Origin of the sequence: Streptomyces sp. NPDC059900 (genome assembly GCF_050270335.1) — a bacterium.
Lineage (GTDB): Bacteria > Actinomycetota > Actinomycetes > Streptomycetales > Streptomycetaceae > Streptomyces.
In genome coordinates this window covers 1-14,766 of record NZ_JBNNJZ010000174.1, presented here as the reverse complement: position 1 = coordinate 14,766, position 14,766 = coordinate 1, and the positions used below count along the sequence as shown (strand labels likewise).

At 71.9% G+C, this 14,766-nt stretch carries 10 protein-coding genes; 3 read left to right on the top strand and 7 right to left on the bottom strand.

All coding sequences use genetic code 11. From position 1 onward, the window contains the following. Positions 1-37: 37 nt before the first annotated feature. The 6 genes from ACQKIP_RS22540 to ACQKIP_RS22515 form a co-directional block, all read right to left on the bottom strand. Positions 38-1,015, bottom strand: coding sequence for a ribokinase (locus tag ACQKIP_RS22540; protein WP_365858592.1), 978 nt, complete (start codon positions 1,013-1,015; stop codon positions 38-40). Positions 1,016-1,074: 59 nt separating this feature from the next. Further along, complete coding sequence (locus tag ACQKIP_RS22535; RefSeq protein ID WP_365858594.1) at positions 1,075-3,024, bottom strand: ABC transporter permease/substrate-binding protein; 1,950 nt, start codon at positions 3,022-3,024, stop codon at positions 1,075-1,077. Continuing rightward, the gene (locus tag ACQKIP_RS22530; RefSeq protein ID WP_365858741.1) at positions 3,014-4,573 is read right to left on the bottom strand and encodes a sugar ABC transporter ATP-binding protein; all 1,560 of its coding nucleotides are present in this window, start codon (positions 4,571-4,573) and stop codon (positions 3,014-3,016) included. Before ACQKIP_RS22530 ends, ACQKIP_RS22535 begins: the two co-directional genes overlap by 11 nt. A gap of 47 nt (positions 4,574-4,620) precedes the next feature. Continuing rightward, a complete protein-coding gene (locus tag ACQKIP_RS22525) occupies positions 4,621-5,637 on the bottom strand; it encodes a LacI family DNA-binding transcriptional regulator (RefSeq protein ID WP_365858596.1) in 1,017 nt (338 codons plus the stop codon). A 156-nt stretch (positions 5,638-5,793) separates the two neighbouring features. Then, positions 5,794-7,059 (bottom strand): DUF1266 domain-containing protein, encoded by a 1,266-nt coding sequence (locus ACQKIP_RS22520; RefSeq protein WP_365858598.1) that lies wholly within the window; start codon positions 7,057-7,059, stop codon positions 5,794-5,796. 115 nt (positions 7,060-7,174) lie between these two features. Next, positions 7,175-8,389: a hypothetical protein gene (locus ACQKIP_RS22515; protein WP_365858600.1), complete on the bottom strand. Its 1,215-nt coding sequence runs from the start codon at positions 8,387-8,389 to the stop codon at positions 7,175-7,177. A 221-nt stretch (positions 8,390-8,610) separates the two neighbouring features. Between ACQKIP_RS22515 and phsA the strand changes: the two genes are divergently transcribed. The 3 genes from phsA (at position 8,611) to ACQKIP_RS22500 (ending at position 12,778) form a co-directional block, all read left to right on the top strand. Next, the gene (phsA, locus tag ACQKIP_RS22510) at positions 8,611-10,518 is read left to right on the top strand and encodes an O-aminophenol oxidase PhsA (RefSeq protein WP_365858602.1); all 1,908 of its coding nucleotides are present in this window, start codon (positions 8,611-8,613) and stop codon (positions 10,516-10,518) included. A 145-nt stretch (positions 10,519-10,663) separates the two neighbouring features. Continuing rightward, on the top strand, positions 10,664-11,467 hold the full coding sequence (locus ACQKIP_RS22505; protein ID WP_365858604.1) for a PDZ domain-containing protein: 804 nt from the start codon (positions 10,664-10,666) through the stop codon (positions 11,465-11,467). Between the two features lie 171 nt (positions 11,468-11,638). Next, the gene (locus ACQKIP_RS22500; protein WP_365858606.1) at positions 11,639-12,778 is read left to right on the top strand and encodes an aminopeptidase P family protein; all 1,140 of its coding nucleotides are present in this window, start codon (positions 11,639-11,641) and stop codon (positions 12,776-12,778) included. A 15-nt stretch (positions 12,779-12,793) separates the two neighbouring features. Here ACQKIP_RS22500 and treZ read toward each other — a convergent pair whose 3' ends face one another. Beyond that, positions 12,794-14,539: a malto-oligosyltrehalose trehalohydrolase gene (gene treZ, locus ACQKIP_RS22495; protein WP_365858743.1), complete on the bottom strand. Its 1,746-nt coding sequence runs from the start codon at positions 14,537-14,539 to the stop codon at positions 12,794-12,796. Positions 14,540-14,766: the final 227 nt, after the last annotated feature.

The window sequence follows — 14,766 nt, the reverse complement described above, 5'->3', positions numbered from 1 at the left end:
GCGCCGGACAGATGGCGGTTGAGGATGCCGGTCTTCTTCATGCGGACGGCACCTCGGGCCCGCCGGACGCGCCGGCCGCCTCCCCGTCGGACACGCCGACCTCGGCAGCGGTGGGGTACGACTCCTGCGCACCCCGCCGGGTGACCGACGCCGCTCCGACACGTGCCGCGTACGCTGCCGCCGTCGGGAGGTCGTCGCCCAGGCCCAGGCGCCAGGCCAGGGCAGCCGTGAACGCGTCGCCCGCGCCGGTCGTGTCCACCGCGTCCACCTTCGGGCTCGGCACGGCGACCGGGGAGCCGCTGCCGTCCGCCGTCAGTGCCCCGTCCGCGCCCAGGGTGATCACCACCGAGCGGGGGCCGAGGTCGAGCAGTGCCCGCGCCCAGTCCGCGGGGGAGTCCCCGGGCGCCGCTTCGTCGCCCAGGATGTAGCGCGCCTCGTGCTCGTTCACCACCAACGGGTCGCAGGCCGCGAGGACTTCGGACGGCACCGGGGCCGGAGGCGACGGGTTCAGGACGAAGCGCGCGGCGTCCGGCAGCGTCCGTACGAGCTCGGTGACCGACTCGACGGGAATCTCCAGCTGGGTCGAGATCACCCGGGACGCGGCGAGCAGGCTGCCCGCCGCGCGGATGTCCTCCGGAGTGAGCCGGGCGTTGGCGCCCGGCGAGACCACGATGCTGTTGTCGCCCGACGGGTCGACGGTGATCAGCGCGACCCCCGTGGGCGCCCCGCCGACCAGGACGCCGACCGTGTCCGCGCCCGCCGCGCGCTGCGAGTCGAGCAGGAGCCGCCCGTGCGCGTCGTCGCCGACCCGCGCGAGCAGGGCGGTGCGGGCGCCCAGGCGGGCCGCCGCGACCGACTGGTTGGCGCCCTTGCCGCCGGGATGCGTGGCGAGGTCGGAGCCGAGGACCGTCTCGCCGGGGGCGGGGCGGCGCTCGACGCCGATCACCAGGTCGGCGTTGGCCGACCCGACGACCAGGAGGTCGTACGCGGTGTCGTCGTGGTCGTGGTCGTGCATCTGCGGATCCAGCTCCTGTGTTCGTCCGGCGGCGGGGCAAAGAGAGGTACGACGGGCGGTCAGGAGAAGTCGGCCACGTTCTTCTCCGTGACCACCTTCACCGGCACCTTCACCATCGTCTCGACATCCTTGCCGCGTACCGCCTTCACCGCGTTCTGCACGGCGATCCTGCCGAGCTCCTTCGGCTGCTGCGCCACGGACGCGTAGAGCGTGCCGCCCTCGACGGCCTTGAGCCCGTCGGGAGTTCCGTCGAAGCCGACCACCGCGACCGACTTGCCCGCCTTGCCGCCGAGCGCCTTGGCGGCACCGAGGGCCATCTCGTCGTTCTCGGCGAAGACGCCGTCGATGCCGGGGTTGGACTGCATCAGGTTCGTCATGACGTCCAGGCCCTTGGTGCGGTCGAAGTCCGCGGGCTGGGAGGCGACGACCTTGATGCCGGGGTACTCCTTGATGCCCTCGGCGAAGCCCTTGCCGCGCTCGCGGCTCGCCGACGTGCCCGCGACGCCCTGGAGCGTGACGATCTTGCCCTTGCCGCCCAGCTTCTCCGCGAGGGTCTTCGCGGCCAGCTTGCCGCCCGCGACGTTGTCGGAGGCGACGAGCGTCGCCGCCTTCGCCTTGTTCACGCCGCGGTCGGCGGCGATCACCGGGATGTCCGATTTGTTGGCGCCGCGCACCGCAGGGCCCACCGCGTCGGAGTCGACCGGGTTGACGATGATCGACTTCATGCCTTCGCCGGTGAAGTTCTGCAGCTGGTTGGTCTGCTGCGACGCGTCGTTCTGCGCGTCCGTCACCGTGAGGTCGATGCCCGCCTTCTTGGCCTCGGCCTGCGCGCCCTCCTTCATCTGCACGAAGAAGGGGTTGTTGAGCGTGGAGAGCGACATGCCGACCTTCGTCGTCGTGCCGGAGGACGAATCCTTGTTGAAGAAGGAGATGCCACCGATGACCGCCGCCACCAGCACGGCCGCGAGCCCCACCTTCAGGATCTGCGGCCCCTTCTTCCCGCCGCCGGCCGCCGCGCCCGTGGAGGCTCCGGGAGTCGCCCCGGCCTTGCGGCGCAGCGTGTCCAGCAGAACGGCGAGCGCGATGACGACACCGATCACGACCTGCTGCCAGAAGGCGGACACGGAAAGGAGGTTGAGGCCGTTGCGCAGGACCGCCAGGATCAGCGCGCCGATCAGCGTGCCGGACGCCTTGCCGACACCGCCCGCCAGGCTCGCGCCGCCGATGACGACCGCGGCGATGGCGTCCAGCTCGTAACCCTGAGCGGCCTGCGGCTGCGCGGAGACCAGGCGGGAGGCGAGGACGATGCCCGCGACGGCGGCGAAGAGGCCCGCGAGGCCGTAGATGACGAGCTTCTGCCGCTTGACGCGCAGGCCGGAGAGGCGGGCGGCCTCTTCGTTGCCGCCGATCGCGTACATGGAGCGGCCGATGTACGTACGGCCCAGGATGACGGCCGTGATCAGACCCATGACGATCATCACGATGACCGGGACCGGCAGCCAGCCGCCGATGGTGTCACCGAGGTTGGAGACCGAGTCGGGGAACGGGATCGGGCTGCCCTGCGAGATGACCAGGGAGAGACCGCGGGCCACCGAGAGCATCGCAAGCGTCGCGATGAACGGCGGGAGTTTGCCGTACGAGACGAGCAGCCCGTTGACGAACCCGCACGCTATGCCGGTGCCGACGGCGAGGATGACCGCGAGCCAGACCGGCAGACCCTGTGAAGTCGCCGACCAGGCAAGGACGGTGGCCGAGAGGGCGGCCACCGAGCCGACCGACAGGTCGATGCCCGCCGAGACGATGACGAAGGTGACGCCGAACGCGAGGATCGCCGTGACGGCGGCCTGCACGCCCACATTGAGCAGGTTCTGGGTGGTGAGGAAGTCACCGGAGAGCAGCGACATCGCGATCAGCAGGACGACCAGGGCGCTCAGCGCGCCGTTGTCGAGCAGGACGCGGCGGATACCGGTGGCGCCACCCGCGTTGCTCTTCAGCGTTTCAGTGGCCACGGGAGGCCTTCCCTTCGGTTGCTTCGTCTGTCCGGACTGCCGTGTTGCTGCCCGTACTGCTGACGGCGAGTGCCATCACCGCGTCCTGCGTGGCGTCGTCCGCCGCGAGTTCGCCCGCGATGCGGCCCTGCGCCATGACGAGCACGCGGTCGCTCATGCCCAGGACCTCGGGCAGATCGCTGGAGATCATCAGGACCGCGTGCCCGGAGGCCGTCAGTTCGTTGATGAGCTGGTAGATCTCGACCTTCGCGCCCACGTCGATGCCGCGCGTCGGCTCGTCGAGGATCAGCACCTTGGTGTCGGCGAGCAGCCACTTGCCGATGACGACCTTCTGCTGGTTGCCGCCGGAGAGCGTGCGCACGTGCTGGCCGATCCCGGCCATCCGCACGCCGAGCTGCTCGGCGATGCGGGCCGCCGCGACGCGCTGGCCCTTGAGGTCCACGAACCCGGAGCGCGTCGCCGAGCGCAGCGTCACCAGGCCGAGGTTCTCCTGCACGGAGGCGTCCAGCAGGAGCCCCTGGCCCTTGCGGTCCTCCGGTACGAGGCCGATGCCCGCGCCCATCGCGGCGTTCACGTCATGCCGGGGCAGCCGCTCGCCGCGTACGTCGACGGAGCCCTTGTCGTAGGGATCGGCGCCGAAGACGGCACGCGCCACCTCGGTCCTGCCCGCCCCGACGAGCCCCGCGAGGCCGACGACCTCACCGGCCCGCACCTCGAAGCTGACGTCGTGGAAGACGCCGTCCCTGGTCAGGCCCTCGACGGTGAGCAACGCGGGCGCTGCTTCTTCGGCGGCCCGGCGTTCGCGCGGATACTGCTGCTCGATGCTGCGGCCCACCATCAGCCGTACGAGTTCGTCCTCGGCGGTCGACGCGGGCACCTGGTCGACGCTGCGGCCGTCGCGCAGGACGGTCACGCGGTCGCCGAGCGCGGCGATCTCCTCCAGGTGGTGGGTGATGAAGACGACGCCGACGCCGTCCGCGCGCAGCTGCCGCACGATCGCGAAGAGCTTGTCGACCTCCTCGCTCGTCAGGACCGCCGTCGGCTCGTCCATGATCAGGACGCGGGCCTTCAGGCTGAGCGCCTTGGCGATCTCCACCATCTGGAGCCGGGCGATGCCCAGTTCGCGCACCTTGGCGCGCGGCGACACCTGCACGCCGACCCGGTCGAGCAGTTCGCCGGCGGCCGACTCCATGGCCTTGCGGTCGATCATCCCGAAGCGGCGCGGCTGCCGGCCGAGGAAGATGTTCTCGGCGACCGTGAGGTCGGGTACGAGGTTGAACTCCTGGTAGATCGTGGCGATGCCGAGCCGTTCGGCGTCCTGCGCGCCGTGGATGCGGGTTTCCTTGCCGTCCACGAGGATGCGGCCGCTGTCGGGGCGGTAGGCGCCGGAGAGCATCTTGATGAGGGTGCTCTTGCCCGCGCCGTTCTCGCCGAGCAGGACGTGCACCTCGCCGCGGCGCAGGTCGAAGTCGACGGAGTCGAGCGCGACGACGCCGGGGAAGGTCTTGCGTATGCCTTCGATGCGCAGCAGTTCGGTCGCGTCGTGCAGCTCGGGGGCGTCGTGCTCCGTGGTGCGCGGCAACTCGTCCGGGTTGCTCACGTGGTGCTCCTCTGGTCGGTGGGGGACTCGCCGCAGGAGCGGCGTACGACGAGACGTGCGGGCAGGGTGACGGACCTGGGGTCTCTGCCCTCGATCCGGTCGACCAGGGCCTGTACGGCGGCCCGGCCCAGATCGCCGGTCGGCTGGGCGATGGCGGTGATCGGCGGATCGGTGTGCACGAACCACGGGATGTCGTCGAAGGCGGCGAGCGCGATGTCGTCGGGGACGCGCAGGCCGCGGGCCCGGATCGCGTCGAGTGCGCCGAGCGCCATCAGGTTGTCCGCGGCGAAGATCACGTGGGGCGGCTCGGGCAGCGTGAGGAACCGCTCGGTGGCCCGGCGCCCGCTGTCGGCCTGGAAGTCGCCCTGCCCGATGTAGCTGTCGGGCAGCGGGATCCCGTACGCGGCGAGCGCCTCGCGGAAGGCCTCGACGCGCTCGCTGCCGGTCGTGGTGGCCGCGGGCCCCGCGATGATCGCGAGCCTGCGGTGGCCGACGCCGTGCAGATGGGCGACCAGATCACGGATGGCCTCGCGGCCGTCGGCGCGGACGACGGGGACGTCCATGCCGGGGATCCAGCGGTCCACGAACACCATCGGGGTGCCGGCGCGCGCGGTGTCCAGGAGCAGCGGGGTGCCGCCGTCCGCGGGGGAGACCAGGAGTCCGTCGATCCGCCGGTCCAGGAGCGTGCGCACGTGGTGGTCCTGAAGCTCGGGGCGCTCGTCGGCGTTGCCGATGATCACGCTGTAGCCGAGCGCGCGGGCCGCCTCCTCGACGGAGCGGGCCAGGGCCGTGAAGTACGGGTTCAGTACGTCGCTGATGACCAGGCCGAGCGTGCGGGTCTGGTCGGTGCGCAGCGAGCGGGCGACGGCGTTCGGGCGGTAGCCCAGGCTCTCTATCGCGGCGATGACGCGGGCGCGGGCCGCCGGGCTCACCGAGGGGTGACTGTTCAGGACGCGCGAGACCGTGGCGACGGATACGCCTGCCTCGGCCGCGACGTCCTTGATGCTCGCCATCGCCGGTCCACCTCCTTGTGGAATCGATTACACGGAGGATTGGAATCGATTACACGGGTGGGTGACAAGACCCTGGAGGGGCAGCGAGACCTAATTGTGATGCGGGGCGCTCAGGTGAGCGGAGGGGCCGGGGGTGCCCCTCGGGCCGCTACCGGATCACTGGAACGGCACCGTGAGCCACGGGCTGTCCGGGTCCGAGACCAGCTCGCGGTGGGCCCGGAGCACCGTCGTGTACCAGTCGCCGAACTGCTCCTCGTCGAAGTGCAGACAGCGGCCGAGTATGTAGCCTGCGGAAAACTCCGCCCAGGACGTGTACGCCGCCCGGGCCGCGCGGCTCGCGTCCTCGACGGCGGCTTCGAGCTCCGCATGCGTCGCGTACCGCGCGCCGCGCCCCCACCGGGCCATCTTCGAGGCACGCCCGATGTCCCAGGCGGCGACGGTGCGGACATGGCCGTCGGGCGGCAGGAGGTCGTCGGCGCGGAAGCGGGACTCGTAGCGGATGATCTTTCCGACGAGGCCGCGCAGCGCGGCCACGAAGTCGTCGAGTTCGGGGTCGTCGCCCGGTTTGTGCGGGGCGTCGGGGCCTTCGCTCTCGACCACGCGGTTGCGGATCGTCGCCTCCACGCACCGGCGCCACAGCTCCGGGTCGACGCGCGGGCCGGACCGCTCGATCAGTGACGTACGGGCGCCGAGGACGAAGTCCCAGTACCACGGGCTGACTTCACGGTTCAGGAGCCGTTCCTGCATGCCGAGCCAGTCCTCCCGGCTGTGTACGCCCCACCACTCCGCCAGGCGCTCGACCTCGGAGTTGTAGCCCGCCCCGTGCCAGTCGAGGGTGTTCCAGGGGTCGCCGTTGGCGAAGCAGAGGTGCGCGCCGCAGGCCAGGCCGTGCAGCAGTTCGGGGGAGCGCGGGGCGCCGGTGCGACGGGTGTCGATGCGGTCGTGCAGGCGGCCGTCCATGTAGTGGTCCGCGTGCAGGTCGGCCCAGACGTCCCGTTCCTCGTCGGTGGTCAGATAGAACTGCTGGCAGGGCGTGGCCGCGTTGACCACCAGGAGGTCGATGTCGTCGGGGAGTTCGGCGGCGAGCGTGCCGAGCGTGACGAACTCGTAGACGACTTCGGGGTGCGGCCTCGGCAGTAGTCCGGCGGTGTACATCTGCGCGATCCGGCGCCCGTCGGGGAGGTCGAAGGTGAGGACCGGCCGCTCGCTCGCGCCCGGCTCGACCTCGGCCGCCGACACCGGGCGGTACAGGCCGGTGACGGCTATCGCCCGCAGGTAGGTGTAGCCGTCGTCGGCCTCGCACAGTTCGTACAGGTGCTCTTCGAGGTCGGCGGGGGCCTGCCAGGGGGTGCCGTCCGCGGGCGCTTCGGCGCAGGGGAAGACGTCGTCGTGGTACTCGTCCTCGGCTGCCGGGGCGTGCATGGGGAGTCTCCGTATCCGGTCCGGGTGGTGCGCGCGGGATCGATCTTGAACCGTATCCGATGACGCTGCGGCGCAATGCGGTGAGTTGACCCGTCCGGCGGCTCTCGCGGTGCGGTCAGGAACCTGTCGCGTCCATGGCCCTGCGCTCCAGTTCGGCGAGGCGCGCGTCGGCAGCCGCACGGCCCTGGTCGGTGTTCTGGAGCGACTTGTGCAGACGCTGGGCGCGGATCGCCTGGGTGTAGTCGCCGATGAGCACCAACTCGTCGCGCAGCACCGCCAGTTGGGCCGGGTCGGGGCCCGTGTCGTCCAGTTCGCGGATCAGGTAGGTGCGGGCCGCTTCCACCATGCCCTGCTCCCGCGCGAGCTCCAGCCAGGTGGACTCCGGCTCGTCGTCGGGGTCGGCCCCGTAGTTGGAATCGTCGAACGAGCGCGCCCACTCCTGTACTTGACCGGCCTCCTCCGGAAGCCCGGCCAGGCCGCACCAGGTGTCGTACGTCGTCTCGTGGACCTCGCGCAGCAGGGGCAGATCCTCGGCGAGGCAGTGCAGTCCCACCAGGACGACGGCGAGGCGCAGTTCGTCCGACATGGAGGCGTCCGCCTCGTGCTTGAGGAGGTGGCGCAGCAGGGCGCGGTCCGTGTTCCGCCGGTCGAACTGCGCGGCGCGCAGCGCGGCCACCCTGCGCGCCCGGTCCACCGCCACGCCGTCCCAGACCGTGCGGTCGCCCGTGCGCAGCAGGGCCAGGTCGGTGCGGCCCTTGGCGAGCACCTGCTCCCACAAGGGCGGGCGCGGGTGCGGATCGAGGCGCTTGTACGCCAGGTGCTCGGCGTCGTTGAGGAGGAGGTGGTCCGGTTCGGTGCGCAGGAGCGCGGCGTGCAGGCGCGCGACGAGCTGTACGGGGGAGCACGCGGGAAGTCCGAGCGCGGTCCGCAGCTCGGCGCGGCGCGCGTCGAGGTCGGGCACGCAGTCCTCGCGGAAGTCGCCCTCCGTGTCGGCGATCTCGGCCAGTATCCGCGCCTCGCCGTCGGTCGGCGACAGGCCCGTGTAGTCCTGCCACCCGGGCAGGCCGACGAGGATCTCCAGGGCCTCGTCCACGCTGTCCCCGATGATCCCGGCGGACCCCTCGGAGTCGGCGTACAGCACGGAGCCGTCGCCGCAGACGAAATACGTGCCCCCGGAATCGTCCCCGGCGATCGGTTCGAGCGGGCCGCCGGACGCGAGGCGGACCTCTTCGACGTGGTCCGCGCGGGACAGGTCGAATGCGAAAGGGAACGCGGCCAGCTCGGCCAGACGCGGGTCCTGTCGCAGCAGACGGAGTGCACGTTCGGTCATGCTCCGAAAGTAACAGCGGTCACTGACGGCAGACCCACAACAGGACTACCCGATTCCATATGTGGTTTCCGATCCCTTTCTAACGGAATGGGGGATTCGTGGAACTTGGCCGAGGCGCCGCGAGTCTTCTGATGTAGAGGGGCGGCCATTGACCGGGCCGCCCAACCGGCCGCGAGACAGGGGCCATTGCATCTGCATTGACCGACACGGGGGTGTTCGACTTGACCGACATCATTGAGCGCATCACGGACCGTCTGACGGGGACACCGGCCGACGCGGACGCGACGGCGGCAGCGGGGGAGCTCACGCCGTACGTCACACCGCTGCCGGTGCCGCCGGTCCTGCGCCCGGACTCCGTGGCCGCGGGCGACGGGACCGACGTGCCCGCGGAGACCGAGATCGCGCTGCGCCCGGCCTGGATCCGGCTGCACCCGCAGCTGCCGCCGACCCTGATGTGGGGGTATGACGGCTGCGTACCGGGCCCGACGATCGAGGTGCGGCGCGGGCGGCGCGTGCGCATCGCCTGGACCAACCGCATCCCGAAGGGCAGCGAGTATCCCGTCACCTCCGTGGAGGTGCCGCGGGCCGACCCGAGCCCCGCCACCCTGCCGGGCCGCGCGGGCGTCGAGCCGAACAAGGACGTGGCCGCGCTGCCCGCCTGGTCGGTCACGCATCTGCACGGCGCGCAGACCGGCGGGGGCAACGACGGCTGGGCGGACAACGCGGTGGGCTTCGGCGACGCCCAGCTCTCCGAGTATCCGAACGACCACCAGGCGGTCCAGTGGTGGTATCACGACCACGCCATGAACATCACCCGCTGGAACGTCCAGGCGGGTCTGTACGGCACGTATCTGGTGAGGGACGACGAAGAGGACGCGCTCCGTCTCCCCCGCGGGGAGCGGGAGATCCCGCTGCTGCTCGCCGACCGGAACCTGGACACGGACGAGGCCGGGCGGCTCAACGGCCGCCTGCTGCACAAGACCGTGATCGTCCAGGAGAAGAACCCGGAGACGGGCAAGCCGGTCTCGCTGCCCTTCACCGGCCCGTACAGCACGGTCAACGGCCGCATCTGGCCCTACGCGGACGTGGACGCGGCCTGGCACCGCTTCCGCCTGGTGAACGCGTCGAACGCCCGGATCTACGACCTCGTGCTCGTCGACGAGGACAACAACCCCGTGCAGGGCGTGATGCACCAGATCGGCAGCGACGGCGGCCTGCTGCCGCGTCCCGTGCCGGTCGACTTCGACGAGGCGCTGCCCACCCTCACCGTCGCGCCCGCCGAGCGGATGGACCTGCTGATCGACTTCCGCGCGCTCGCGGGCAGGCGGGTGCGGCTCGTGAACAAGGGCAGGGCGCAGGCTCCCGGAGTGCCCGACCCGGCGAACGACGTGCGCTATCCGCAGGTCATGGAGTTCCGCGTGCGGGACGCCGAGTGCGAGGACCCCTTCTCGCTCCCGGAGATCCTCTCGGGCTCGTTCCGCCCGCTGAGCCATGACGTCGAGCACGGCCACCGGTTGATCGTCCTGACGCCGCCCGCCACGAAGGGCGGCGGCGGCCACCCGGAGATCTGGGAGATGACCGAGGTCAGGGACGCGGGCGGCATCCAGGTCCCGACGGAGGGGGTCATCCAGGTCACGGGCGCGGACGGCAGGACGAAGACGTACCGCAGGACCGCCCGCACCTTCAACGACGGCCTGGGCTTCACCATCGCCGAGGGCAGCCACGAACAATGGAGCTTCCTGAACCTCGCGGTGAACCCGCCGGTGACCCACCCCATGCACATCCACCTCGCCGACTTCCAGCTCCTTGGCCGCGACGCGTACGACGCTTCGGGCTTCGACGTCACCGTGGGCGGCACGCTCGCCCCGATCAGCTTCGACCCGAAGAAGGAGATCCCCCTCGCTCCGAACGAGCGGGGCTGGAAGGACGTCTTCCTGGTCCCCGGCGGCCAGATGCTGCGGGTGATGGGCAGGTTCGACGGGGCGTACGGCCGCTTCATGTACCACTGCCACCTCCTTGAGCACGAGGACATGGGCATGATGCGTCCCTTCGTGGTCATGCCGCAGGAGGCCCTGAAGTTCGACCACGGCGCGGGGCACGGCGGCCACGAGGGAGGTCACACGGGCTGACGGAACTCGACGCCGGAGGCGGTCTTCACGCGGTCACGCCATCCGTGGCGCTGCGCTGCCTGCGGGCGGGGCACATCCGGACTTCACCCGTTCGTGAATCGTCGCGCCGGTTCACGCCGGGTAGGGCTGTGGCCGGAGGCGAGCCATGGATCAGACTGCGTTGCGTCCCAAGCCGATGCCCGGACAGGAGCACGGCTCTGGCGGCAAGTTCGGCGGGAGCGGCAAATTCGGCGGAGGCGGCAAGTTCGGCCGGGGTGCCGTGCCCGGTGTCCGCAGGAAGCTCGGCATCGGGCGGAAGCCGGGCGCCGGGCGGACACCCGGCACCGGCCGCGTACCGGGCCCCGGCCACCGTCCGCATGCCGTGCGGCGGCGCGGGCGGCGGCTGGTCACCCTGATCTTCGGGCTGCTCTTCTCGGTCGTCCTCGTCCTCTCGGGGGTGGGCCTCGGCACCGTCAGCGCCACCGTCATCGGCATGAGCAAGCTCGCCGACATGCAGAAGCAGGCACAGGCACAAGGAGGCGCCAAGGGGCAGGGCGGCGCCGGGGGACAGGACGGTGCCCCCGGCGGTGCGTCCGCGCCGGGCACGGCGTCCGGGCCCGCCGCGCCGCCGGGGACGCGGCCCGGGCCGCCGCAGAAGCAGCAGGGGGAGCAGCCGGGCAAGGCCGCCGGGCGGGCCGCCGCGCGCCCCGCCCTCGGTGTGGAGGCCGTGGACGCCCCCGGGGGCTCCGGAGCCCTGCTCGTCGGCGTGCACAGCCCCGGTCCCGGCCACAGCGCCGGTCTCGTACGCGGTGACGTACTGCTCGCCCTCGGCAGGACCCGCATCGCTTCGGCCAAGGCCCTGGCGGCAGCGGTCGCCGCGGCCGACCCGGGAAAGAACCTCACCGTGACCGTCCGGCACGCCGGCGGACAGCGGCAGTCCCTGTCGGTGACGCCGGGCTACGTGACGTGAGCCGACATGAGCCGGCGGCCGGGTCGACGCCGTGCGGCGCGGGGTGACGGGGGTGCCGGGGCCGCCGTAAAGCCTCCGTAACCCGGTCGCGCACGCGCGGCGCTGCGGGCAGGATCGGCCTCACCGGCAGCGCACCGTACGCGCAGCAGTGAGCAGCCCTGGAGGCCCCCTATGACCGGCACGCCCGGCACGACCGGCACCCCCACGCCCTTCACCGCCGACGACTACAAGGCCCGCATGGACCGCGCCGCGGCCACCGCGGCGGACGCGGGGCTCGCCGGGCTGCTCGTCGCGCCGGGCCCCGACCTGGTCTGGCTCACCGGCTACCAGCCGGTCGCCACCGAGCGCCTCACCGTCCTCGTGCTCGCGGCCGGTCAGGAGCCGGTGCTCGTGGTGCCCACCCTGGAGGCCCCGGACGCGGAACACGCGGCGGGCGCGAGCGCGCTGACCCTGCGCGACTGGACCGACGGCAAGGACCCGTACGCGGCGACCGCGCCCCTCCTGGACGTCGACGGACGCTTCGGGATCAGCGACAACTCCTGGGCCATGCACCTCCTCGGCTTCCAGAACGAGCTGCCGAACACCTCCTACGTGTCCCTCACCGAAGCGCTCCCCATGCTGCGTGCCGTCAAGGACGCCGCCGAGCTGGAGCGCCTCGCGGCGGCAGGGGCCGCCGCCGACGCGACGTACGAGGAGATCAAGAAGGTGCCCTTCGCGGGCCGCAAGGAGACCGAGGTCGCCGCCGATCTCGACGCCCTGCTGCGGCAGTTCGGGCACTCCCAGGTCGACTTCACCATCGTCGGCTCCGGCCCGAACGGCGCCAACCCGCACCACGAGGCGGGCGAGCGCGTCATCAAGGACGGCGACACGGTCGTCCTCGACTTCGGCGGCCTCCTGCACGGCTACGGCTCGGACACCTCGCGCACGGTGCACGTGGGCGAGCCCGGGGCCGAGGAGCAGCGGGTCCACGACATCGTGCGCGAGGCCCAGGAGGCCGGCTGCCGCGCGGTGCGGCCCGGCGCCGCCTGCCAGGACGTCGACCGGGCGGCACGGGCGGTGATCACCGACGCCGGGTACGGTGAGCGCTTCATCCACCGCACCGGGCACGGCATAGGCGTCACCACCCATGAGCCGCCCTACATGATCGAGGGCGAGGAGCTGCCGCTCGTGCCCGGGATGTGCTTCTCCGTGGAGCCCGGCATCTATCTGCCGGGCCGCTTCGGAGTGCGCATCGAGGACATCGTGACGGTCACCGACGACGGCGTACGGCGCCTCAACTCCACGCCTCGCGAGCTGGCGATCGTGAACTGATCACAACCGGCGGCCTCATGGCGTGGCGAGGATCGCGCACGACTCGGCGGGCAGCCGCAGCACCCCGTCCGGGCCGGGCGCGGTCACCGGCTCCCACGCCGCGAGCACCCGTGCGCCCCGGCCGCCCAGCGGGACGTCCACCGCCTCCTTGCCGGCGTTCACCGCGATCCGCAGATCGCCCCGCCGCACCGCGAACCAGCGCTTCTCCTCGTCGTAGGCGACCCGCAGCGCCGCCAGATCGGGATCGATGAGGTCGCCGCGCGTACGGCGCAGGGCGATCAGCTCGCGGTACCAGGCAAGCACGCGCGCGTGGGGGTCGGTCAGGGGCTCGGCCCAGTCGAGGCAGGACCGGTCCCTGGTCGCCGGGTCCTGCGGGTCGGGGATGTCCTCCTCGGCCCATCCGTGCGCCGCGAACTCCCGCCGCCTGCCCCGGCGCACGGCGTCCGCGAGGTCGGGGTCGGTGTGGTCCGTGAAGAACTGCCAGGGCGTGCGGGCGCCCCACTCCTCGCCCATGAACAGCATCGGCGTGAACGGCCCGGTGAGCGCGAGCGCCGCCGCGCAGGCGAGCAGGCCGGGGGAGAGGGCGGCGGAGAGCCGGTCTCCTTGTGCGCGGTTTCCGATCTGGTCGTGGGTCTGCGTATAGCCGAGGAAGCGGTAGGCGGGCGTCCGGGCGGTGTCGACGGGGCGCCCGTGCCGGCGCCCGCGGAAGGTCGAGTACGTGCCGTCGTGGAAGAAGCCGCCCGTCAGCGTCTTGGCGAGCGCGGCGAAGGGCGCGCGGGCGAAGTCTTCGTAGTAGCCCTGTGCTTCGCCGGTGAGCGCGCAGTGCAGCGCGTGGTGGAAGTCGTCGTTCCACTGCGCGTGCAGTCCGAGCCCGCCCTGCGCGCGCGGCGTGACGACCCGCGGATCGCCCAGGTCGGACTCGGCGATGAGCGAGAGCGGCCTGGCGAGCTCGGCGGACAGGTCGTCCACGGCCGCCGAGAGCTCCTCCAGGAAGTGGCACGCGCGCGTGTCGCACAGCGCGTGCACGGCGTCCAGGCGCAGGCCGTCGATGCGGTAGTCGCGCAGCCAGGCGAGCGCGCTGCCGAGCAGGAACGCGCGCACCTCGTCCGAGCCGGGCGCGTCGAGGTTGACCGCGGCGCCCCACGGCGTGTGGTGGGTCTCCGTGAAGTAGGGCCCGAACGCGGGCAGATAGTTGCCGGACGGGCCGAGGTGGTTGTGCACCACGTCGAGCACGACGCCGATGCCGTGCGCGTGCGCCGCGTCGACGAACCGTTTCAGCGCCTCGGGCCCGCCGTACGGCTCGTGCACGGCCCACAGGGACACGCCCTCGTACCCCCAGCCGTGCCGGCCGGGGAACGGGCAGAGCGGCATCAACTCCACGTGTGTGACGCCGAGTTCGGCGAGGTGGCCGAGCCGCCCCGCCGCCGAGTCGAGCGTGCCGTCCGGTGTGTACGTCCCGACGTGCAGCTCGTACAGGACCGCGTCCCGCACCCCGCGCCCCTTCCAGGGTGTGCGCCAGGCGTACCGGTCGTGGTCGACGACGGCGCTGAGCCCGTCGGGACCGTCCGGCTGGCGCCGCGAGCGGGGATCGGGCAGCACGGGGCCGCCGTCGAGCGAGAAGCCGTAGCGCGCCCCGTCGGCGGCGTCCGCCTGGGCCGTCCACCAGCCGGCCCGGCCGCCGTCGCGCTCCATCGCGTACGCGGCGCCCTCGCACAGCAGCGCGACGTGCTCGGCCCCCGGTGCCCACACCTCGAACTCCACCGCAGGTTCCCCCTTGTCTGCCGTCCGTCGACGGTCATCCGTCTTCATCCGTACGCCATCCGTGGTCACGTCCGTCCATCGTGCTGCACAAGTGATCGTCTCGGGGGCGTTCTGGGTTTCTCGGGGTTTCGCGGGGTTTCTCTGAGTTCCTCAGGTTTCCCCGGCGTTTCTGGACACCCCGGCCGAGCTGACCGACAATCACCAGGGTGACGTCCTCCTTCGAGATC

Coding starts and splice junctions, on each gene's coding strand:
- ACQKIP_RS22515 (WP_365858600.1), bottom strand. CDS start 8,389: ATGACCGAACGTGCACTCCGTCTGCTGCGACAGGACCCGCGTCTGGCC.
- ACQKIP_RS22500 (WP_365858606.1), top strand. CDS start 11,639: ATGACCGGCACGCCCGGCACGACCGGCACCCCCACGCCCTTCACCGCC.
- ACQKIP_RS22540 (WP_365858592.1), bottom strand. CDS start 1,015: ATGCACGACCACGACCACGACGACACCGCGTACGACCTCCTGGTCGTC.
- ACQKIP_RS22505 (WP_365858604.1), top strand. CDS start 10,664: ATGGATCAGACTGCGTTGCGTCCCAAGCCGATGCCCGGACAGGAGCAC.
- ACQKIP_RS22520 (WP_365858598.1), bottom strand. CDS start 7,059: ATGCACGCCCCGGCAGCCGAGGACGAGTACCACGACGACGTCTTCCCC.
- ACQKIP_RS22525 (WP_365858596.1), bottom strand. CDS start 5,637: ATGGCGAGCATCAAGGACGTCGCGGCCGAGGCAGGCGTATCCGTCGCC.